General features: G+C 67.9%; 24 protein-coding genes and 1 pseudogene. 9 read left to right on the forward strand and 16 right to left on the reverse strand.

Annotation, left to right across the window (positions count from 1 at the left end; all coding sequences use genetic code 11):
• Positions 1 to 326: 326 nt before the first annotated feature.
• Positions 327 to 563, reverse strand: a complete 237-nt coding sequence (locus AC11WY_RS05605) for a hypothetical protein (protein WP_482923402.1) — start codon at positions 561 to 563, stop codon at positions 327 to 329.
• Positions 564 to 850: 287 nt separating this feature from the next.
• On the opposite strand from AC11WY_RS05605, the gene AC11WY_RS05610 reads away from it, so the two are divergent.
• Positions 851 to 2236 carry a helix-turn-helix domain-containing protein gene (locus tag AC11WY_RS05610; RefSeq protein ID WP_482923403.1) on the forward strand — a complete coding sequence of 462 codons (1386 nt, stop codon included), beginning with the start codon at positions 851 to 853 and terminating at the stop codon, positions 2234 to 2236.
• Between the two features lie 57 nt (positions 2237 to 2293).
• On the opposite strand, the gene AC11WY_RS05615 is transcribed toward AC11WY_RS05610, so the two are convergent.
• The 5 genes from AC11WY_RS05615 to betI all read right to left on the reverse strand — a co-directional run bounded on the left by AC11WY_RS05615 (position 2294) and on the right by betI (position 6679).
• The gene (locus AC11WY_RS05615; protein ID WP_482923405.1) at positions 2294 to 2533 is read right to left on the reverse strand and encodes an HP1242/YdcH family protein; all 240 of its coding nucleotides are present in this window, start codon (positions 2531 to 2533) and stop codon (positions 2294 to 2296) included.
• Between the two features lie 72 nt (positions 2534 to 2605).
• Positions 2606 to 3244, reverse strand: a complete 639-nt coding sequence (locus AC11WY_RS05620; RefSeq protein ID WP_482923407.1) for a thermonuclease family protein — start codon at positions 3242 to 3244, stop codon at positions 2606 to 2608.
• A gap of 180 nt (positions 3245 to 3424) precedes the next feature.
• Positions 3425 to 5074 (reverse strand): choline dehydrogenase, encoded by a 1650-nt coding sequence (gene betA, locus AC11WY_RS05625; protein ID WP_482923409.1) that lies wholly within the window; start codon positions 5072 to 5074, stop codon positions 3425 to 3427.
• A gap of 28 nt (positions 5075 to 5102) precedes the next feature.
• Positions 5103 to 6095: a pyridoxal-phosphate dependent enzyme gene (locus tag AC11WY_RS05630; protein ID WP_482923411.1), complete on the reverse strand. Its 993-nt coding sequence runs from the start codon at positions 6093 to 6095 to the stop codon at positions 5103 to 5105.
• Complete coding sequence (gene betI, locus AC11WY_RS05635) at positions 6092 to 6679, reverse strand: choline-binding transcriptional repressor BetI (RefSeq protein ID WP_482923413.1); 588 nt, start codon at positions 6677 to 6679, stop codon at positions 6092 to 6094. The genes AC11WY_RS05630 and betI overlap by 4 nt, the downstream gene beginning before the upstream one ends.
• An 82-nt stretch (positions 6680 to 6761) precedes the next feature.
• Here betI and AC11WY_RS05640 point away from each other — a divergent pair, with 82 nt between their 5' ends.
• The 4 genes from AC11WY_RS05640 (at position 6762) to AC11WY_RS05655 (ending at position 10190) form a co-directional block, all read left to right on the forward strand.
• Positions 6762 to 7697, forward strand: coding sequence for a choline ABC transporter substrate-binding protein (locus AC11WY_RS05640; RefSeq protein WP_482923415.1), 936 nt, complete (start codon positions 6762 to 6764; stop codon positions 7695 to 7697).
• Positions 7698 to 7832: 135 nt separating this feature from the next.
• Positions 7833 to 8666 carry a choline ABC transporter permease subunit gene (choW, locus tag AC11WY_RS05645; RefSeq protein WP_482923609.1) on the forward strand — a complete coding sequence of 278 codons (834 nt, stop codon included), beginning with the start codon at positions 7833 to 7835 and terminating at the stop codon, positions 8664 to 8666.
• Positions 8663 to 9715 carry a choline ABC transporter ATP-binding protein gene (choV, locus tag AC11WY_RS05650; RefSeq protein ID WP_482923417.1) on the forward strand — a complete coding sequence of 351 codons (1053 nt, stop codon included), beginning with the start codon at positions 8663 to 8665 and terminating at the stop codon, positions 9713 to 9715. The genes choW and choV overlap by 4 nt, the downstream gene beginning before the upstream one ends.
• Positions 9716 to 9863: 148 nt before the next feature.
• Positions 9864 to 10190 carry a GYD domain-containing protein gene (locus AC11WY_RS05655; protein ID WP_482923419.1) on the forward strand — a complete coding sequence of 109 codons (327 nt, stop codon included), beginning with the start codon at positions 9864 to 9866 and terminating at the stop codon, positions 10188 to 10190.
• Positions 10191 to 10417: 227 nt separating this feature from the next.
• Here the strand turns inward: AC11WY_RS05655 and AC11WY_RS05660 are convergent, their stop codons facing one another.
• From AC11WY_RS05660 to mgtE, 8 genes and pseudogenes are all read right to left on the reverse strand, one after another.
• The gene (locus AC11WY_RS05660) at positions 10418 to 11158 is read right to left on the reverse strand and encodes a YebC/PmpR family DNA-binding transcriptional regulator (protein ID WP_482923420.1); all 741 of its coding nucleotides are present in this window, start codon (positions 11156 to 11158) and stop codon (positions 10418 to 10420) included.
• Positions 11159 to 11243: 85 nt separating this feature from the next.
• Complete coding sequence (locus AC11WY_RS05665; RefSeq protein WP_482923422.1) at positions 11244 to 11627, reverse strand: hypothetical protein; 384 nt, start codon at positions 11625 to 11627, stop codon at positions 11244 to 11246.
• A 1-nt stretch (position 11628) separates the two neighbouring features.
• Positions 11629 to 11835 (reverse strand): annotated as a pseudogene (locus AC11WY_RS05670) (SLC13 family permease); the annotation flags it as partial.
• Positions 11805 to 12041, reverse strand: coding sequence for a hypothetical protein (locus AC11WY_RS05675; protein WP_482923611.1), 237 nt, complete (start codon positions 12039 to 12041; stop codon positions 11805 to 11807). The pseudogene AC11WY_RS05670 and the gene AC11WY_RS05675, both read right to left, overlap by 31 nt.
• A gap of 30 nt (positions 12042 to 12071) precedes the next feature.
• A complete protein-coding gene (locus AC11WY_RS05680) occupies positions 12072 to 12992 on the reverse strand; it encodes a DMT family transporter (RefSeq protein WP_482923424.1) in 921 nt (306 codons plus the stop codon).
• Positions 12989 to 13801, reverse strand: coding sequence for a TIGR00282 family metallophosphoesterase (locus tag AC11WY_RS05685; RefSeq protein WP_482923426.1), 813 nt, complete (start codon positions 13799 to 13801; stop codon positions 12989 to 12991). Before AC11WY_RS05685 ends, AC11WY_RS05680 begins: the two co-directional genes overlap by 4 nt.
• 136 nt (positions 13802 to 13937) lie before the next feature.
• Positions 13938 to 14492: a 5-formyltetrahydrofolate cyclo-ligase gene (locus tag AC11WY_RS05690; protein ID WP_482923428.1), complete on the reverse strand. Its 555-nt coding sequence runs from the start codon at positions 14490 to 14492 to the stop codon at positions 13938 to 13940.
• Entirely contained in the window at positions 14489 to 15871 is a 1383-nt protein-coding gene (gene mgtE / locus AC11WY_RS05695; RefSeq protein ID WP_482923430.1) for a magnesium transporter, read from the reverse strand. The genes AC11WY_RS05690 and mgtE overlap by 4 nt, the downstream gene beginning before the upstream one ends.
• Positions 15872 to 16002: 131 nt before the next feature.
• Between mgtE and guaD the strand changes: the two genes are divergently transcribed.
• The 3 genes from guaD to AC11WY_RS05710 all read left to right on the forward strand — a co-directional run bounded on the left by guaD (position 16003) and on the right by AC11WY_RS05710 (position 18173).
• On the forward strand, positions 16003 to 17319 hold the full coding sequence (gene guaD / locus AC11WY_RS05700) for a guanine deaminase (protein ID WP_482923432.1): 1317 nt from the start codon (positions 16003 to 16005) through the stop codon (positions 17317 to 17319).
• Positions 17320 to 17357: 38 nt separating this feature from the next.
• A complete protein-coding gene (locus tag AC11WY_RS05705) occupies positions 17358 to 17717 on the forward strand; it encodes a hypothetical protein (RefSeq protein WP_482923434.1) in 360 nt (119 codons plus the stop codon).
• A 282-nt stretch (positions 17718 to 17999) separates the two neighbouring features.
• Positions 18000 to 18173 carry a hypothetical protein gene (locus tag AC11WY_RS05710; protein ID WP_482923436.1) on the forward strand — a complete coding sequence of 58 codons (174 nt, stop codon included), beginning with the start codon at positions 18000 to 18002 and terminating at the stop codon, positions 18171 to 18173.
• Between the two features lie 136 nt (positions 18174 to 18309).
• Here AC11WY_RS05710 and AC11WY_RS05715 read toward each other — a convergent pair whose 3' ends face one another.
• Positions 18310 to 18702, reverse strand: coding sequence for a DUF3775 domain-containing protein (locus tag AC11WY_RS05715; RefSeq protein WP_482923437.1), 393 nt, complete (start codon positions 18700 to 18702; stop codon positions 18310 to 18312).
• Between the two features lie 198 nt (positions 18703 to 18900).
• Between AC11WY_RS05715 and AC11WY_RS05720 the strand changes: the two genes are divergently transcribed.
• Positions 18901 to 19323, forward strand: a complete 423-nt coding sequence (locus tag AC11WY_RS05720) for a GNAT family N-acetyltransferase (RefSeq protein ID WP_482923439.1) — start codon at positions 18901 to 18903, stop codon at positions 19321 to 19323.
• Here the strand turns inward: AC11WY_RS05720 and AC11WY_RS05725 are convergent, their stop codons facing one another.
• Entirely contained in the window at positions 19324 to 20439 is a 1116-nt protein-coding gene (locus AC11WY_RS05725; protein ID WP_482923441.1) for an anhydro-N-acetylmuramic acid kinase, read from the reverse strand.
• Positions 20440 to 20445: the final 6 nt, after the last annotated feature.

Consider the following 20445-nt stretch of genomic DNA (forward strand, 5'->3'; position numbering starts at 1 on the left):
TCGGGAAAGCGCGCCTCGAAAGCCTGGCGCGACATTGGGCGATCAGATTTCCAGCGGGCGGGCATGTGAGAACAATACGGAAACGCGACGCCTGCCGCAAGCCCTCGCACCACATGTTGTGGCTCCGGAGTCAGGGGGATAAGCCTTACATGCTTAATTGATTGCCTTTGAAGCAAGCCGTAGGGTGGGTGGTTCTTCGCGCAACCAAAGACCCACCCACCACCCCTCTTCCATTCACATTGGCCCAAATATCCCACGGGGGCTGCGGGGGTGTGAAACCCCCGCTTCCCCGGCCCGCCACGCGCGCCTCACCCCGTCGTCGCCGCTCAACTCCCAGCGGCGATCCCGGCGTTGACCTCGTCGATGGCTTCCTTGACCAGTTCGATCGCCTTCACCCGATGGCCGGCCTTGTCGGCGATCGCGACCTGCAACTCCGACAGCGCGCCGCGCAAATCCGCGCGGGCGTTGAACATGTGGGGCTGCGCCGCGACGGCCACAACGCCGCCCCCCACCGTCGCCGACCCCAGCGCGACGCAGACGATCAACCACTTCTGTTTCGACATGATGAAGACCCACTCCCCTCCCACGTTGAAATTAACGGGTGCGTGAATTTCACCATGAGGCCGCGTTTTCAGCAACGAGTCGCCCCGCCAATCCCGATTTCGTGATCCGCGCGGACCGGCGGCAACGGTGCAACGTCGGTGCGAAATCGGTGCAACGTCGGTGCTTTTTCGGTATTCGGATTTCCCAACCTTCTGAACCCCTTAGCCCCCCTCTGTTGCGCAGATCGCAGCCCTTGCGCACGGTGCTTTGCAAACCTATCCTGCGTGTTGGCAAACCCGAGGATGCGATGGCCCCCCAGAAGCTCTACGCCGGTGTCACCCTGCGCGAAACCCGCGCGCGGCTCGGTCTGACCCAGCGCAGCTTCGCGGAAAAGCTCGGGATTTCCTTGCCTTACCTCAACCAGATGGAAAACAACCACCGCCCGGTCTCCGCCGCCGTGGTGCTGGCGCTGGCCTCCGAGTTCGGCTTCGACGTCACCGAACTCAGCACCGGCGATGCCGAGCGTCTGGTCACCGACATGCGCGAGGCGCTCGCCGACCCCGTCTTTGCCGACGCCACGCCCCCCGTGGCCGACCTCCGCCTCACCGCCTCCAACGCCCCCGCCCTTGCCCGCGCCTTCCTCACCCTTCACCGCGCCTACCGCCAGACCCACGAACGCCTCGCCTCGCTCGACGAGGCGCTGGGCCGCGACGGCGCCACCCTCCGCCCCTCCCCCTGGGAGGAGGTGCGCGACTTCTTTCACTACTGCGACAACTACATCGACGCCGTCGATCGCGCCGCCGAACGCTTCGCCGCCTCCGCCGCCGATCCGGTGGAGGCCGCGCTCGCCGCGCTGGCGGCCCGTGGCATCGCCCTTTCGCGCGCCGATACCGAGCCGTTGCGCACCTACGATGCCGCCGCGAAAACCCTCATCCTCTCGACCCGCGCCGCCTCCGCCACCCAGCGCTTCCAGCTCCTCCACCAGGTCGCCCTGCTGACCCAGAACGACCTGCTGGAGGCGACGCTCGACCTCGCCCGCTTCCAGTCCGACGAGGCCCGCGCCATCGCCAAGATCGGCATGGCGAACTACTGGGCGGGGGCCGCTCTGCTGCCCTACCGCCCCTTCCTGTCGGCCGCGCAAGAGATACGGCACGATCTGGAACGCCTCGCCGACCGCTTCGGCGCCTCGATCGAGCAGGTCGCGCATCGCCTGTCCACCCTGCAACGCCCCGGCTTCAAAGGGGTCCCCTTCTTCTTCGTGCGCGTCGATCAGGCCGGCACGATCACCAAGCGTCACTCCGCCACGCGGCTGCAGTTCGCCCGCTTCGGCGGCGCCTGCCCGCTCTGGAACGTCCACGCCGCGTTCGAAACGCCCGGCCGCTTCCTGCGCCAGCTTGCCGAAACGCCCGATGGTGTGCGCTACTTCTGCCTCGCGCGCGAGGTCTCAAAGCCCGGCGGCAGCTTCCACGCCAAGGTCCGACGCTATGCCATCGGCCTCGGCTGCGAGGTCAGCCACGCCCCCGCGCTGGTCTATGCCGACAACCTCGACCTCAGTCGCGGCTTCGAGCCGATCGGCATCTCCTGCCGCATCTGCGAGCGCAATGATTGCCATCAGCGTTCGGTCCCGCCGTTGGAGCGCCGCCTGCGGGTCAACCCCGACCGGCGCGGCCTGCTGCCCTACGAGATCGGCTGACAGGCAAACGCCCGGCCCCTTGCGGGAACCGGGCGCGCGATCAGGCCGTAGCGGCGGTCAGGCCGCCTGCAGCATCTTCCAGATCTCATCCTTCAGCACCATGCGCTTGCGACGCAGAGCCTCCTCCTCGGGCCCGTCCACCGGCTGCACACGCGTCTCGGCGGCATGAACGGCGCGATTCACCTCATGGTATTCTTCCACCAGCCGCGCAAAATGGGCATTCGCGCCCTTCAGGGCATGGATTTTCGCGCTCTCGGCGGGAAACTCCTCGGTCAGTTCATGCGGCGTGTTGGCCATGGTCGGTCCTTTCAAGTTGCATTGCGGGAAAGTTAGTCCGAACCCACGCCGGTCACCTTGATGCCGATCAAACTACCGCACCGCGCGCCAGCCCGCCGCCTCCGCCGCGGCGGCAGAACAGAACCACCGTTCGCCCTTTGCGGCCGTGATCACGGTGGCCGCATAGCCCGGCTGTCCCGGCAGGTGGTAAATCCGCCCCCGACCCGAGATGTTCCCCTTGATCGTGCAGCCCGTCGCCGACACCGGGGTCGGGGCCAAGGCCGTCCCCGCACGCGCCATCGCGCGGAATGTTGCGGGCGCCTCGACCTGCCCCGCCCAGACGCCGACCCGCGCCGCATGGGCGGCGTTCTCGAGCCCGACATAGGCCGTCGAGTAGCGTCGATAGGCGAGGATCGCCCCCGACCGCACCAGATCGGCGGCGATATCCGCACCCTCCTGTCGGCAGACCGCGATCAGCCGCCCATAGCGGTCGTCGGCCGCGCCCGCGCAGATCGTCACCCGCAGCCCGAGCCGCCTTACCATCGCCGCGCGCGCGGCGACGCCGCAGGCCCAGGCCTGCCCGTCGCGGCTGCAGGTCTGCGCCATCTCGGGCGCGTCCACCCCCATCAACCGGACGTGCCGCGCCCCGAACGCCAGCGTGTCACCGTCGATCACCCGCGCCACGCCCGACACCGTTTCGGCGCCAACGACGCTGGCCCACAGGCCGAGCACAAAGATAGAACAAATTCTTAACATCTCCCTGATTTCGGCGCCCGCGCCCCCGAAATCAAGGAAAATCCTGCCAAATAGTTAACGCGCGCCGCCCATCTCGGCGCCGCGCCCCCATTTCATCTTGGCCGAAATATCCCCGCCGGAGGCTCCAGCCTTCGCCCCTCGCGCAGCGCCACCAGCCTACCGCTGGCTGACCCGCCACGCCGGGTTCATCCAGGGTTCGGCGTTCAGCGGCGCCAGCATGCCGCGCCCCAGCACATGATCCGCCGCCTTCTCGCCCACCATGATCGAGGGCCCGTTGAGGTTGCCATTGGTGATGCGCGGAAAGATCGAGCTGTCGGCGACGCGCAGCCCCTCGACCCCGATCACCCGGCATTCCGGGTCCACCACCGCCAGCGGATCGTCGGCGCGCCCCATCCGGGCGGTGCCGCAGGGGTGATAGGCGCTTTCGGCGTGCTCGCGGATGAAGGCGTCGATCTGGTCGTCGGTCTCGACCCCGGCACCGGGCTGGATCTCGCGTTTCACGAACGGCGCGAAGGCCGGTTGCCCGAAGACCTCGCGCGTCAGCCGGATGCAGGCGCGGAAATCCTGCCAGTCCGCTTCGGTCGACATGTAGTTGAACCGGATCACCGGCGCCTCCTCGGGCCGCCCCGAGCGCAGCGTGATCGCCCCCCGCGAGGGCGAGCGCATCGGGCCGACATGGGCCTGAAAGCCATGCCCCTCGGCCGCGACCTTGCCATCATAGCGCACCGCGATGGGCAGGAAGTGATACTGGATGTCGGGATAGTCCACCCCCGGCTTCGATCGGATGAAGGCGCAGCTTTCGAACTGGTTCGAGGCGCCCAGCCCGGTGCCGGTCAGCAGCCACTGCGCCCCGATCAGCGCCTTGCCCCAAAGGTTCCAGTATTTGAACAGCGTGATCGGTTGCAGGCTGGCGAACTGCATGTAGATTTCCAGATGGTCCTGCAGGTTCGCGCCCACGCCCGGCCGGTCGGCCACCAGCGGCACGCCATGGTCCGCCAGATGCGCCGCCGCGCCGATGCCCGACAGCATCAACAGCTTCGGCGTGTTGATGGACGAGGCGGCCAGGATCACCTCGGCCCGCGCCCGGATCACCTCGACCGCGCCGCCGCGCATGACCTCCACCCCGACGGCGCGGCCGTTCTCGATTACCACGCGCCTCGCGAAGGCGCGCAGCACGGTGCAGTTCGGCCCCTTCAGCGCGGGTTTCAGGTAGGCATTCGCCGCCGACCAGCGCCGCCCTTTCCAGATCGTCGCCTCCATCGGGCCAAAGCCCTCCTGCTGGCGGCCGTTGTAGTCTTCGGTCACCGGATAACCGGCCTGCCTGCCGGCCTCGACAAAGGCGTGAAACAGCGGGTTCGCGCGCGGCCCGCGCGTGACGTGCAGCGGCCCCGAGCGGCCGCGCCAGTCGGCATCGTCGCCGCCGTGCGCATGCTCCATCCGCTTGAAATAGGGCAGCACGTCGGCATAGCCCCAGCCCGCCGCGCCCGCCTCGGCCCAATGGTCGAAGTCGCGCGCATGGCCGCGCACATAGACCATGCCGTTGATCGAGGATGACCCGCCGATCACCTTGCCGCGCGGCGTGGCCAGGCGGCGGTTGCCCAGATGCGGCTCGGGTTCCGAGCGGAAGCCCCAGTCATAAATCCCCATGTTCATCGGATAGCTGAGCGCGGCGGGCATCTGGATGAACGGCCCCGCGTCGGTGCCGCCATGCTCGATCACCAGCACGCGGCACCCGGCCTCGGCCAGCCGGTAGGCCATCGCGCAGCCTGCCGAGCCTGCGCCCACGATCACATAATCCGCTTCCACGTTTCCGGTCTTCCTTGCTGTCGCGGGGTCAGCCCGCGCTGTCCATCACCGCGCGGAAGGCTTCCCACGCGATGTTGCCTCCGGTGGCATAGACCACCGCGACCCTGTCCTTGAGGTCCACCCGCCCCGCCAGCGCCGCCGCCAGCGCCACCGCGCCCGAGGGTTCCAGCACCAGCTTCAGCCGCTCGAAGGCAAAGCGCATCGCGGCCCGCACCTCGTCATCGCTGACGCTGACGCCGCGCACCCCGGCCGCCTGCGCGGCGGCAAAGGGCGCCTGCCCCGGCTGCGTTGCCTGCAGCGCGTCGCAGATCGTCGGGCGGCCGCTGGTCACCCGCGTGACCTGACCGGCGGCCAGCGAGGCACCCATGCCGTTGTAGCCCTCGGGTTCCGCCGCCCAGACCTGCGCGCGCCCCGCATGGTGAAACGCCAGCGCCACGCCGCCGATCAGCCCGCCACCGCCCACCGGGCACAGCACCGTGTCGGCGACCGCGCCCGCCTCGGCCAATTGCTCCAGCGCCTCCAGCCCGGCGCCCGCCTGCCCGGCGACGATGGCCGGATCGTCGAACGGATGCAGCAGCACCAGCCCATCGCGGACCGAAATCTCGCGCGCCAGCGCCGCCGCGACCTCCTCCCGCGGCCGGTCGCCGTGATGCGACAGCACCACCTGCGCGCCGAACCCCTCGGTCGCCTGCCGTTTCAGGGCGGGCGCATCCTCGGGCATCACGATCGTCACCGGCACACCCTGCGCGCGCCCCGCCGCCGCGAGGCCCTGGGCGAAGTTGCCCGAGGAATAGGCCACCACGCCGCGCGCCTTCTCGGCCGCCGACAGTTGCGCCAGACGCCAGGTGGCGCCGCGGATCTTGAACGACCCCGCCCATTGCAGGCTTTCCGCCTTCACGAAGGCCCGCGCCGCGCCGACAGCGTCGGCCAGCGCCGCGCTTTCCAGCAGCGGCGTGCGCTGTGTCGCGGCCCGGGTCAGCGCCCAGGCGGCACGCAGATCGGCGGCATCCGGAATGCTCATGCCCGGCCCTCGCAATCGACCTTGGCTTCCAGATAGGCCAGCACGATCCGCGCGGCCGCCGCGCCATCGGGTGCACGGTCGCTGAGCGCCTCGCGGATGTAGACGCCGTCGATCAGCGCGCCGACGCCATCGGCCACGCCAAGCGCCCGTTCGCCCACCAGCGGGCGCAACTCGGCCAGCAGGTTGGACCGCAGCCGCCGCTGATAGACCCTGAGCAGTCGCTTCGCCTCGGGCACCGTCTGCGCCAGCACGTAGAAGTTCAGCCATGCCCCCACGACCTCGCGCCGGAAACTGGTCGCCGCGAAGGACACCCGCACGATCGCGCTCAGCCGTGCCCTTGGCCCCTCCGCGGTCGCCAGCGCGCCGCGCACCTCGGCCCCGTACAGCGACAGGACGTGGCGCATCGCGGCCAGGAACATCTGTTCCTTGTTGCCGAAGTAATGGTGGGCCAGCGCGCTCGACATGCCCGCCCGCCGCGCGATCTGGCTGACCGTGACGTCCAGCGACCCGGCGCGGCCGATCTCGGCAATCGTCGCTTTGACCAGCGCCGCCTTTCGGATAGGCTCCATCCCGAGTTTCGGCACCACGGCCTCCAGAAAACACTTGCCAACTGGAGCTACCGTGAAGTTTATTGACTCGTCAATCAACAAAAACAGGGAGCCCCTGATGACACCGATCCGTTCCATGCTGCTGGCCGCGACTGCGGCACTTACCCTGTCCGGTCCGGCCTTCGCGGCGGGCTGCGACAAGGTCACCTTCTCGGATGTCGGCTGGACCGACATCACCGCCACCACGGCCACCACCTCGGTGATCCTGACCGCGCTTGGCTACCAGACCGATACCAAGCTGCTGGAGGTGCCGGTCACCTACACCTCGCTCGCCTCCGGCGACATCGACGTGTTCCTCGGCAACTGGATGCCGACGATGGAATCCAACATCGCGCCCTACCGCGATGCGAAGACCGTCGACACCGTGCGCGCCAACCTCGAAGGCGCCAAGTACACGCTGGCGACCAACGCCGCCGGTGCCGCGCTGGGGATCAAGGACTTCGCCGACATCGCCAAGCACGCCAAAGAGCTTGACGGCAAGATCTACGGCATCGAACCGGGCAACGACGGCAACCGCCTGATCCTCGACATGATCAAGAACAACACCGACGACCTGAAGGACTTCAAACTGGTCGAAAGCTCGGAACAGGGAATGCTGGCGCAGGTGGCGCGGCTGGATGGCAAGAGCCAGCCGATCATCTTCCTCGGCTGGGAACCCCACCCGATGAACACCAAGTTCAAGATGACCTACCTGTCGGGCGGCGACGCGGTGTTCGGCCCGAACTACGGCGGCGCGACGGTCTACACCAACACCCGCGCGGGCTACGTCAAGGAATGCCCGAACGTCGGCAAACTGCTGACCAACCTCGTCTTCAGCCTGCCGATGGAAGACACCATCATGGGCGCGATCCTCGACGGTGGCAAAGACCCCAAGGTCGCCGCGACCGAGTGGCTGAAGGCCAACCCCGACGCGATCAAGCCCTGGCTTGACGGCGTGACCACCAAAGACGGCGGCGATGCCGTTGCCGCGGTGAACAAAGCGCTCGGCATGTAACCGCCGGAACGCGACTCAGGCCCCGGACGATGGTCCGGGGCCATTTTCACACCCAAACCGATTGACACCTGCCCGCCTGCGCGCGTTCCCTTACCGGAACGGCCCGCCCTGGCCGAGGAGCGACGGCGCAAGATGCTGAACTGGATCACCGACACCAAGATCCCGGTCGGAAAGACCGCGGAAATGGTCTTCAAATGGATGCAGGCGCACATGGGCGGGCTGTTCGACGCCATGTCCATCGCGATGGAATTCATCATCGACTGGATCGAGTGGCTGCTGCAAACCCCGCCGCCGATCGTCATCATCGCGCTGTTCGTGGCGCTGACCTGGTATCTGCAACGCTCGTGGAAAACGCCGCTGCTGGTCTTCATCGGCTTCCTCTTCATCCTCAATCAGGGCTACTGGGAGGCGACGACGCAAAGCCTGACGCTGGTGCTGGCCTCGTGCATCATCTGCATGGGCATCGGCGTGCCGATCGGCATCTTCTGCGCGCATCGCCCCGCCGTCTTCCAGGCGATCAGCCCGGTCTTGGACCTGATGCAGACGTTGCCGACCTTCGTCTACCTGATCCCCGCCATCATCTTCTTCGGCCTTGGCATGGTGCCGGGCCTGATCGCCACCGTGGTTTTCGTGCTGCCCGCGCCGATCCGGCTGACCCAGCTTGGCATCGCCTCCACCCCCGAGGCGCTGCGCGAGGCCGCCACCGCTTTCGGCGCGACGGCAAGCCAGAAGCTGTGGAAGGTGGAACTGCCCTGGGCGCTGCCGCAGATCATGGCCGGGCTGAACCAGACCATCATGCTGTCGCTGTCGATGGTGGTGATCGCGGCCTATGTCGGCGCCGACGGGCTCGGCGTGCCGGTGGTGCGCGCGCTTGGTTCGGTCAACACCGCGCTTGGCTTTGAATCGGGCTTCGTCATCGTCGTGGTGGCGATCCTGCTGGACCGGATGCTGAGGGTGACACGCAAATGACCCAGGTGACCCGCGCCCCCGCCGTCGAGTTCGACCGCGTCTCCATCGTCTTCGGCGACAAGCCGCATTCTGCCCTGCCCCACATGGACGAGGGTAAGACCCGGTCCGAGGTGCAGACCGACAGCGGCCAGGTGCTGGGCGTGCACGACTGCTCGCTGACCGTCGGCACCGGCGAGATTCTGGTGCTGATGGGCCTTTCGGGCTCGGGCAAGTCCACCCTGCTGCGCGGCGTCAACGGGTTGAACCCGGTGGTGCGCGGCGAGGTCCGGGTGAACGACGGCGGCAAGATGGTCAGCGTCACCCATGCCGACCCCGCCACCCTGCGCCACATGCGGCTGACCCGCATCGCGATGGTGTTCCAGCAGTTCGGCCTGCTGCCCTGGCGCACGGTGCGCGAGAATGTCGGCCTCGGCCTCGAACTTGCGGGCATGAAACCCGCTGAACGCCGTGACCGGGTCGAGGTGCAGCTTGCCCTCGTCGGCCTCTCGCAATGGGCCGACCGCAAGGTGGGCGAGCTGTCGGGCGGCATGCAGCAGCGCGTCGGCCTTGCCCGCGCCTTTGCCACCCAGGCACCGATCCTGTTGATGGACGAGCCGTTCTCGGCGCTCGACCCGCTGATCCGCACCCGGTTGCAGGACGAGTTGCTGGAGTTGCAGCAAAAGCTGCACCGCACCATCGTCTTTGTCAGCCATGATCTGGACGAGGCGTTCAAGATCGGCAACCGCATCGCCCTGATGGAAGGCGGCCGCATCGTGCAATGCGGCACCGCGCGCGAGATCTTCCAGAACCCGTCCTCGGAATACGTGGCCGACTTCGTCGCCCACATGAACCCGCTGGGTGTGCTGACCGCCCGCGACGCGATGCAGGCCGCCAGCGGCAGCCACGCCAGCACCGTGGCGGCGGAGGAAACCATCCAGTCGGTGATGGCGCGTGTCATGGCCTCCGACGCGCCGGTGGGCGTGACCGAGGACGGCACCCTGATCGGCGAGGTAACGCGGGATACCGTGCTGGCGCGGCTGCTGGACCCGACCGGCAAGAAGGGCGGCTGAAGGGCGCGACTCACTTCGGTCGCGCCACGTTCCGTGCTAAACTCCCGTCACCCTTGGAGTCGGCGGAACAAACGCGCGAATTCGGTCCGACCGGCCCGCGACCCAGGGGAAAAACCGCCGCTCGGACCCGCGCAAGGGAGGACGCTGAATGCCATTTTACCTCTATCAGATGACCTATTCGAAAGAAGCCGCCAAGGGCATGATCGCCGCCCCAAGCGACCGGCGCGCGGCGGCCGCCAAGATGGTCGGATCGGTCGGCGGCACCCTCCACCACATGTTCTTTGCCTTCGGCAACTATGACGTCATCGCCCTCATCGAGGCGCCAAGCGATGCCGCGATGGCGGCCGGGGCGCTGTTGATCGGCGCCTCGGGCGCGACATCCGGGGCCAGCACGACCAAACTCCTGACGATGGAGGAAGCCGCCGAGGCGATCCGCATCGCCGCCAAGGGAAGCTACAGCCCGCCGATGGGCTGAGGCCCGCGCCTCAACCCTCGGTCGTGATGAACCCGATCGCCGCGAGGATCAGCAGGCCGCCCGCCATGACTCACGGGGCGGCCGTCTCGCCGAAGAGCAGCACCCCACGCCGTGCTTCAGCCCGTGCAGCGCAAGGACAATCACCGTCCGCCGACGGTCGGGCGATTGATCGCAGCCGGGGCTGTCATGCGCCGCACCCGGCCTGTTCGGGCGCGGGCAAGACCCCCTCAGAGCGCGGCCGCCACGTCCTCGGGGATGTCGAAGTTGCCGATCACGTTCTGCACGTCGTCATCATCTTCCAGCGTGTCGATCAGCTTCATCATCTTCTGCGCCGCGTCCAGATCAAGCTCGGTCCGGGTCTGCGGTTTCCAGATCAGCTTGGCGGTTTCGCTTTCGCCCAGGGTCGCCTCCAGCGCGGTGGAGACTTCGTTCAGCGCAGTATCGGCGCAATAGATCCAGTGGCCATCCTCGTCGCTTTCGACGTCATCGGCGCCGGCGTCCAGCGCCGCCATCATCACCGTATCGGCGTCGCCCGCGGCGGGCTTGTAGACGATCTCGCCGACCCGGTCGAACATGAACGACACCGACCCCGTTTCCCCAAGGTTGCCGCCGTTCTTCGCGAAGGTCGAGCGCACGTTCGACGCGGTACGGTTGCGGTTGTCGGTCAGCGCCTCGACGATGATCGCGATGCCGCCCGGGCCATAGCCCTCGTAGCGGATTTCCTCGTAGGCGTCGTCATCGCCAGCCTGCGATTTCTTGATCGCGCGGTCGATGACGTCCTTGGGCACCGAAACCGCCTTGGCTTCCTTCACCGCCAGCCGAAGGCGCGGGTTCTTGGCAGGGTCCGGGTCGCCCATCCTGGCGGCGACGGTGATCTCTTTCGCCAGTTTCGAGAACCGTTTGGAACGCAACGCATCCTGCTTGCCCTTGCGGTGCTGGATGTTTGCCCATTTCGAATGGCCTGCCATGACCGTCTCCGTTCGTGATATCCGGGATGCGCGTCTCTATATGACAGCCCAAGGGGCCGCCGCAAGCCTGCGCGTTTCGGGGCGCCTAGTGCAGGTCGCGCGGATTGCCCGGCTGCGGCGACACGAACATCATCACATGGCCCGCGGCATCGGTGACGCGCACCTGCCCGTTGGGCGCCAGACCGTCCAGCCCGATCAGCTTGAACAGGTCGCCCACGAAGCCCTGCACCAGGTTGCGGTGCGGGTCGAGCGACACCTCATAGGGCAGCGCCTGCGAACAGCCCGTCAGCCTGCCGGTCCATCCGGTGGGGGTCGCGGTGGCGGCGGCACGCGCGCCGGTGCAGATCTCGCCATTCGACAGCGACACCACCAGCCGGTCGGGCGACAGCTTCGCCTCGACCGGCTGTGGCGGGCCGAAGGCGGCACAGGCGGCGGCGATCAGCGGCAGGATCAGGATCAGGCGTTTCATGTTACCCTTTCAGCGGCCAGAAGACCGGAACAAGCAGGCTTACCACCACGGCCATCAGCAGGCTTGGCGGCAGGCCGAACCGCACGAAATCCGTGAACTTGTAGCCGCCCGGCCCATAGACGAGTGTATTCGTCTGATAGCCGATCGGCGTGGCGAAACTGGCCGACGCCGCAAACATCACCGTGACCACCAGCGCGCGCGGGTCGATGGCCGGACCGTGGCCCAGTCGTCGGCGTCGATGCCGCGGGTCAGCAGCACGATCCCCGACAGCGCGACGATACCCGCCATCTGCATGTCGGCGGCAAGACGCTGGATGTCCTCCATACGGCCCTCCAGCAACCGCGTGTCGCCCATCCGCACGATCAGCAGCGCCGCGATGGCCTGCGATGTCCCGGTAAGCTCCAGTCCGAACATCGACGCCTCCGCCGCCAGGGTGCGACCGTTCTACCCGAGCCGGGCGGATTCGCAAGCGGCCTGCCGCACCGCCGCATCGCGCGGGCGCACCAGCGCCACGCCGATCAGCATCACCGCCAGCGCCGCCCAGACCCAGCCCGAGAAGTGCTCGCCCAACAGCAGCATCGCCCAGAGCACGCCCGAGCCGGTGACGACATACGAGGTTTGCGTGGCAAAGACCGACCCCGCCCGCGCGGCAAGCCAGACATAGCCGGAATAGATCAGGGCATGGCTGACCGACATGATCAGCACCGCCCAGTCGGGCCGCGCCCAGGGGTGGAACGGGTTGATGAAGCTCTGCGTGGCCAGCGCCAGCGGCAGCGAGATCACCATCGCCACCAGCGAGGCGCCAAACATCGCCTGCACCGCGTCCATCCCCGCCATGCCGAAGCGTGCGACGAAGTTCCCCTCCAGCGCATAGAAGAACGGCCCGATCAGCGCCACCGGCAGAAAGGCCGCCATCGCCGGGTCGGGCAGGCTCGACCGCGGCAGCGCGATCAGCGCGACGCCCGCCAGCCCGCACAAGAGCCCGCCGACCCGCAGCAGGCTGAACCGGTCCTGCCGCAGCGCCAGCGCCATCGGAAACGCCATCAGCGGCACGGTGGAGATCAGGATCGACATGATCCCGGCAGGCAACCGCGCCACTGAAATGTAGAAGGTGGCATTCGGGATGATGGTGCCGATCACCGCGATCACCAGGTAGAACCGCAGCGCCTCGGGCCGCCGCGGCAGGCCGATCCCCCGCGCCAGCGTCACGCCGCCCAGCAGCACGGTGCAGATCGTCACCTGCCAGAAGATCACGCCAAAGCCGTGGTAACCGCCCGCCACCGCCATCTTGCCAAGCGGCTGCGACGCCCCCCAGCCAACCCCGAGCAGCACCAGAAGCCCCACCAGCCCGAGGCGTGGCGTCACGGACGCGACTCCTGCAACCGCCCGCCGACCCGCACCATCACGACCCGCTTCGCCTTGCCGGTGCGGTCGTCGGTCTCGACATAGACACCCGACAGGGTGGCCTCGCCCGTGGCCGGCTCGAACCGGGTCTTGGGCATGCCCGTGATGAAACGGCGCAGGGGCTCCGCCTTGTCCATGCCGATCACCGAGTTGTAGTCGCCGCACATGCCCGCATCGGTCAGATAGGCGGTGCCCGCGGGCAGGATCTGCGCGTCGCCGGTCGGCACGTGGGTGTGGGTGCCCACGACAAGGCTGGCCCGCCCGTCGCACCAGTGCCCCATCGCCATCTTCTCGGAGGTCGCCTCGGCGTGCATGTCGACGATGATCGCCTGCGCCATCCCGCCAAGGGGATGCGTCTTCAACACCGCCTCCACCGCCGAGAACGGATCGTCGAACGGCCGTTTCATGAACACCTGCCCCAGCGCCTGCGTCACCAGAACCTTGCGCCCGCCCGTCGCCGTAAAGAGCCGCGCGCCCTTGCCGGGGGCGACCTTGGCATAGTTCAGCGGCCGCAGGATGCGCGGCTCGGTCTCGATGAATTGCAGCATGTCCTTCTGGTCGAAGGCATGATCGCCCAGCGTCAGGCAGTCCGCCCCCGCCGTCAGCAGGTCCTTGGCATGATCCGGCGTGAGGCCCGCGCCCGACGAGGCGTTTTCGCCGTTCACCACGACGAAATCGAGACCCCAGTCGGTGCGCAGTTTCGGCAGCCGCTCCGCCACCGCCGCGCGCCCTGCACGCCCCATCACATCGCCGAGAAAGAGGATTTTCATGGGCGGCAGGATTAGGCGGCGGAGACGGGTTCGGCAAGCGGAAAGCGGGCGCGCACGGCGGCGGGCGCCGGGGGTTTTCCACCCCCGGACCCCCGGAGGATATTTTCAGACCGAAAGAGAGGGGCGCGGGCAAGGGTCAGGGCCAGGGAGTGCGCGGCCCCTGCTCGGTCACGATCAGGTCGAGCGGCTGGTCGGTCGGCTCGGTCGGCACTTCGGGCACCTCCTGCGCGGCGAAGGCGAAACCGATGGCAAGCGTCGGGCGCGCGGCGCGCAGCGCCTCCAGCGTGCGGTCGTAGAAGCCGCCGCCATAGCCCAGCCGGAAGCCGCGCGCATCGAAGGCGAGGAGCGGCACGATCAGCACCTCGGGTTCCAGTCCGTCGCCGGTCTCGGGGATCAGCGCGCCGAAGTCGCCGGGGATCATCACCGCCTGCGGGCTCCAGCGACGGAAGGCGAGCGGGCGGCCGGGGCCGAGGATCACCGGCACGCAGACCGGTCCCGCATGCGCGGCCATCGCGGCCAGCGGGTCGATCTCGGTCCGCATCGGCATGTAGCCGGCCAGCACCTTGCCGGCATGGGGCGCCAGCGCCGCCGCCAGATGGTCGATCGCCGCCCCCTGCCCGGCGGCAAAGGCGGCCTTGCGGCGGGGATAGGCGGCGCGGCGGGCGGCGGCTTTCGCCTCGGGCAGGGTCACAGCAGGATCAGCCCGGCAAGTCCGAGGAAGGAGAAGAAGCCGACCACATCGGTGACCGTGGTGACGAAGGCGCCCGAGGCCAGCGCCGGGTCGAAACCCAGCTTTTCGAGCCCGAGCGGGATCAGAAGCCCGGCCAATGCCGCCGCGAACATGTTGATGATCATCGCCATGCCGATCACCAGGCCGATCATCGGCAGGCCGAACCAGTACCAGGTGACCGCCCCGATGATGAAGGCGAAGGCGACGCCGTTCGCCAGCCCCTGCGCGATCTCGCGCAAGACCACGCGCCAGGCGTTGGACCGGGTCAGGCTTTTCGTCGCCAGCGCGCGCACCGCCACCGCCAGCCCCTGCGTCGCCGCATTGCCGCCCTGCGAGGCGACGATCGGCATCAGCACCGCCAGCGCCACGATCCTGGAGATCGTGCCCTCGAAGAGCGAGATCACCCCAGAGGCGAGGATCGCCGTCAGGAGGTTGACGAACAGCCAAGGGAACCGCTGCTTGGTCGTCTCGATCCAGTTGTCCGACAGTGAACCCTCGCCCACACCGGCAAGGCGCAGGATGTCCTCTTCATGCTCTTCGTCCAGCACGTTCATCGCGTCGTCGATGGTGATCACGCCCACCAGCCGGTCGGCTTCGTCCACCACGGGCGCGGAAATCAGGTGGTACTGGTTGAACAGATAGGCCACCTCGCGCTCGCGCTCGGTCGCGCGGATGGTGCGGAACACCTCTTCGGCAATGTCGCGCAGCCGGGTCTCGCCCCTGGCCGAAAGGATGCGCCCGAGCGTCACATTGGCCAGCGGCTTCATCCGCGGATCGACCAGGATGACGTGGTAGAACTGATCCGGCAGCCGGTCCGAGCCGCGCAGGTGGTCGATCGCCTCGCCCACCGTCCAGTCCTCGGGCGCGGTAACCGTTTCGCGCTGCATCAGGCGGCCCGCGGAATGTTCCGGGAAGGCCATCGCCTGCTCGACGGCAAAGCGGTCGACATCGTCCAGCGCGTCGAGGATCAATTCCTGCTGCGGCTCGTCGAGGTTTTCGAGGATGTCCACCACGTCGTCGGTGTCCAGCTCGCGCACCGCCTCGCTCAGCACCTCGGGCGAGAGCGACTCCACCACCTCTTCGCGGATCGACTCGTCGATCTCCGACAGGATTTCGCCGTCGATCTCGCCCGACCAGAGCTGCAACAGGTCGCGCCGCTCGGGAGCGCTGATCTGTTCCAGCACGTCCGCGATGTCGGCGGCATGGAGCGGTTCGAGCAGCGCGTCGAGACGGTCCTTGTCCTTCGCCGCGATGGCATCGATGATCGCGGCAACACGGCGGCTGTCGGGCCCCGACATTTCGTCGTCGCGCACGTCGTCGGCGATGTATTCGTCGCTCATGCCGCAGCCCCCGATCCCGGAAATTGGCCGGACCCTAGCCGAAACTGTTTCACCAAAACAGGGGCAACAGGCAAATTTACGAAGGCACGAAAGCCCCCTACACTGGCCGCCGCACACCATGGGAGCGCGCGATGGCAGACCTGATCCTGGGTCAGACCCTGTCTTTTACCGCCGACCCCTTCAGCGCGGGGCCGGGCGCCGCGCGGCACGACAGCCACGGCGCCGTGCTGGTGGAGGATGGCCTGATCCGCGCGGTGGGCCCCGCCGACACGCTGCGCGCCGCCCACCCCCAGGCGCGCGTCACCGACTACGGTAACGCCCTGATCTCGGCCGGATTCATCGACGCCCATGTGCACTACCCGCAGACCGCGATCATCGCGAGTTGGGGCAAGCGGCTGATCGACTGGCTGAACGCCTACACCTTTCCCGAGGAAATGCGGTTCAGTGACCCCGCCTATGCCCGCGCGGTGGCCAGCCGCTACTTCGACCTGACGCTGGCGAACGGCACCACCACCGCGTGCAGCTACGGCACCATCCACCCCGCCTCGGTCGATGCCTTCTTCGCCGAGGCGCAATCGCGCGGGTTGCGCGCGTTGGCGGGCAAGACCTGCATGGATCGCGACACCGCCCCCGCGGGCCTGCGCGACACCGCGCAATCGGCCTACGACGACAGCCGCGCCCTGTTGGAACGCTGGCACGGGGTGGACCGGCTGTCCTACGTCATCACGCCCCGCTTCTCGCCGACCTCGACGCCCGACCAGCTTGCCGCCCTCGGCGCGCTCTGGGCCGAGCATCCCGACTGCCTGATGCAGACCCACCTGAGCGAGCAGGTCGACGAAATCGCCTGGGTGAAATCGCTCTACCCCGGCGCCCGCGACTACCTCGACACCTACGAGGCGCATGGACTGCTGGGCAAGGGCGGCCTCTACGGCCACGCCATCCACCTCGAACCGCGCGAGCGCGACCGGCTGCGCGAGGTGGACGCCAGCCTGATCCACTGCCCGACCTCGAACACCTTCATCGGCTCGGGCCTGTTTGACATGGGCGGCCTCAAGGCGGCGGGCCACCGCATCGGCCTGGCCACCGACACCGGCGGCGGCTCGTCCTTCTCGATGCTGCGCACGATGGCGGCGGCCTACGAGGTGGCGCAACTGCGCGGCCGCGCCCTGCACCCGGCCGAGCTTTGGTGGCTCGCCACCCAGGGCGCCGCCCGGTCGCTGCGCCTCGACAGCCGCATCGGCAACCTCGCAGCCGGCATGGAGGCCGACCTTGTCGTGATCAACCTCGCCTCCACCCCCGCCATCGCGCAGGCGGCCGCACGGGCCGAGACGGTTTGGGAAGCGGTATTCCCGACCATCATGATGGGCGACGACCGGGCGGTGCAGGCGGTCTGGGTCGGCGGGAATGTCGCACCCAGAATCGCTGGCACCGCGTCGGCTACGGTGTAACGTCAAGCCCGGAGAACAGCGACGGAGCCAACGACGCTATGAGCGAAATGGACAGGCCCGTGGTCGAGATTGGCGAAAAGCTGCACATCATTACGCGGCGCAACTACGCCGACGATCTGCACCGACACTTTGCCGGCACGGTAGAAGCCATCGCGGATGGCGCCATGCGGCTGCACGGCTACACCTTCGCCCCCAATGCCTCCGCGCTCGACTTCAAGCGCATGCCCGAGGTCCACACCCTGATCTTTCCGATCGCCGACGCCCAGTTGATCGTCAACGTATTGCCGCCGCACGTCGAAATGCAGAACCTGCAGTACCGCCGGGTCGACGGACGCCTTCTGCTGGTCGATGGCGAAAAGGTGATCCTTGATATCAACGAGTTCGGCGGGATCGACTGACGCGCAGTCCGCGTCCGCATCGACCCCCGGAAGGAAAAGACGATCACCGCGCGACGGCGGCGGTCGCCACTCACTCCACCCCATACTCCAGCATCTTCTCCAGCCCCTCGGTCAGGAACTCCCCACCTCCGGTTGCGCAGACTCCGGATCGCCAGCCGCCCGACATGGCGCCGCGTCGGCGAAGACCGTAGCGTGCCTGCCATCCGAAGCTCGCCCGCCGTGACACGGGTGTCGCTCCCTGTCGGCGCATCCTGTATGCTGGGCGTAACGCAGGAGGCAGACATGGACGTTCTTCAAGAGTGGGATATCGCCGCCAACAAGGCGCGGGCGGCACTGGCGCGCATGATCGAACACAAGGGCAAGTCAGGGCACGAGGTGGCGCTGAAGGACTACCGCAGTTCCCGCGAGGCGCTTGATGAAGTGACGCGGCGCTTTCTGGGCGAGCAGGACATCTAGAGCGGATCAGGTCTTGATGGAAACAATGATATCGGAAAACGCGTTCGAGCGAAGCGAGAGGCAGCGATTTCCGATTCAAGTTGAACCTGATCCGGTCTAGGGGCCAAACGAGGGGATCGCGGGATCTCCGCGCCGGTCAGTCCACCCCATACTCCAGCATCTTCTCCAGCCCCTCGGTCAGGAATTCCCCCACGTCCGGCTGGGCCAGCAGATAGCGGCTCACCAGCCCCTCGTGCTGCTGGCGGGCCAGCGCCTTGGTCGCCTCCCACTCCTCGGGTTCGGCATCGCCGCGGCCGATCCAGAACAGCGCGACCAGCGCGTCCTTCTGCTCGTCGTCCATGCTTTCGATTTCCTGGGTGATCTCGTCGCGGCTCAGGTCGCCGTGCGTTTCCTGCAGCGTTTCGGCCACTTCGTCGTCCGAGGCGTTGCCGCCGAGGTCGGGAATATCCATCCCCTCCTTGGCCGTGACGGCATTCAGCCGCAGCACCAGTTCCTCGATTTCTTCACTGTCGAAGGGTAGGGCAGCCATCGGTATCTCCTGTTCCACTTGGTTCAAGCATAGCACAACGGCCGCTGCTGGCGCGCTGCTGTCGATCAGCCCTGCGTCGGTGCAACGTCGGTGCTTTTTCGGTGCAAAATCGGTGCGGTTTCGGTGCCCCGGTTTTCGATCGTCCGAACCGCATTTCCCGGTTTGCACCGGACCCCGGATCGTGGCATCGCTGGGCGCATGACCTTTGCTTTTGACACCACCGACACCCCCGCCGCCGCCGACCTCGCCACCCTCAACGCGCGGCTCACGGCCTTCAACGATGCCGATGTCGGCGCCTCCGGGCGGCGGTCGCTGGCGGTCTTCCTGCGCGATCCGCAGGGCGAAATTATCGCGGGATTATCGGGGTATACCGCCTGGGGCTGGCTCTACGTGCAATGGCTCTGGGTCGGCGAGGCGCTGCGCGGGCAGGGCGTCGCCGGGCAGATGCTGACGGCGGCGGAAGCCGAGGCGAAGGCGCGCGGCTGCCACGGCGCATTGATCGACACCTTCAGCCCCGTGGCCCGCCGCACCTATGAACGGCAGGGCTATCAGGCCTTTGGAATCGTTGACGATTTCCCGCCGGGCCGCAGCCGCATCTACCTGCAGAAGCGGCTCGCCTGATCATTGCGCGATGCGGCCCCCGGTCATCGGTTCCGGCGCGCCGGTCGTGGTGGGAAAGCTGATCGGCAACCCGCGCAGCACCCGCACCGCGAGGAAGGCGAAGCATTCCGCCTCCACCGCGTCGCCGCTCCACCCCATCGCCTCGGCGGGCAAGACCTCGACGCGCGCGCGCAGGGCCAGCGCCGCCATGATCGCCGGATTGCGCCGCCCACCACCGCAGACGATCAGCCGCGTCGGGCGGCACGGCAACAGGTCCAGCGCGCGGCCCACCGCCGCCGCCGTGAACGCCGTCAGCAGCGCCGCGCCATCCGCCGCCGCCAACCCCGCCGCCATGTCGGCGCCGAAGTCGAACCGGTCGAGTGATTTCGGGTAGGGTGCCGACAGATAGGGGTGCTGCAACAAGAGCTTGAGCCGGTCTTCGTCCACCTTTCCCGTGCGCGCCAGCGCCCCGTCGCGGTCCATCTCGCCCAGGCCCAGCGCCTTGACGAAATCGTTCAGCGGCGCATTGGCCGGGCCGGTGTCGAAGGCGATCACCCGCTCGGCGCCGTCCCACCAGGTGATGTTGGCGACCCCGCCAAGGTTCAGGACCGCCGTCTCGCCGCCGCAGCCCGCGCTGCGCAACAGCGCCGCGTGATACCCCGCCGACAAGGGCGCCCCCTGCCCGCCCGCCGCCATGTCGGCCGAGCGGAAGTCGTAGGCCACCGCCACCCCGAGCAGGCGGTGCATCAGCTCGCCATCGCCCAGTTGCCGCGTCTGGCCGATCCGTCCCGGCTGCGGCGCGCGGTGCAGCACGGTCTGGCCGTGAAAGCCGACGATGCCGATCTCGGCCATCGTCAGCCCGTAGCCCTCCACCAGCGCCCGCACCGCAACCGATTGCGCGCGGGTCAGCGCATCCTCGGCCGCGTGAAAAATGTCCGGCTCCGGTCCGCTGAAGTTCCACGCCCGCGCCTGTGTCAGCGTCTCTTCCAGCAGGTCGCGGATCCAGCGCGAATAGGGCGCCAGCGTGTGGGTGCCGAAGCTTTCCACCGTCTCGCCGTCCGTCCTGATCAGCGCGACGTCGATGTTGCCATCCAGCACCGTTCCGGTCATCAGGCCCACGGCCCAGATTGGCGTCATCATATC

It is taken from the genome of Solirhodobacter sp. (assembly GCF_964715405.1).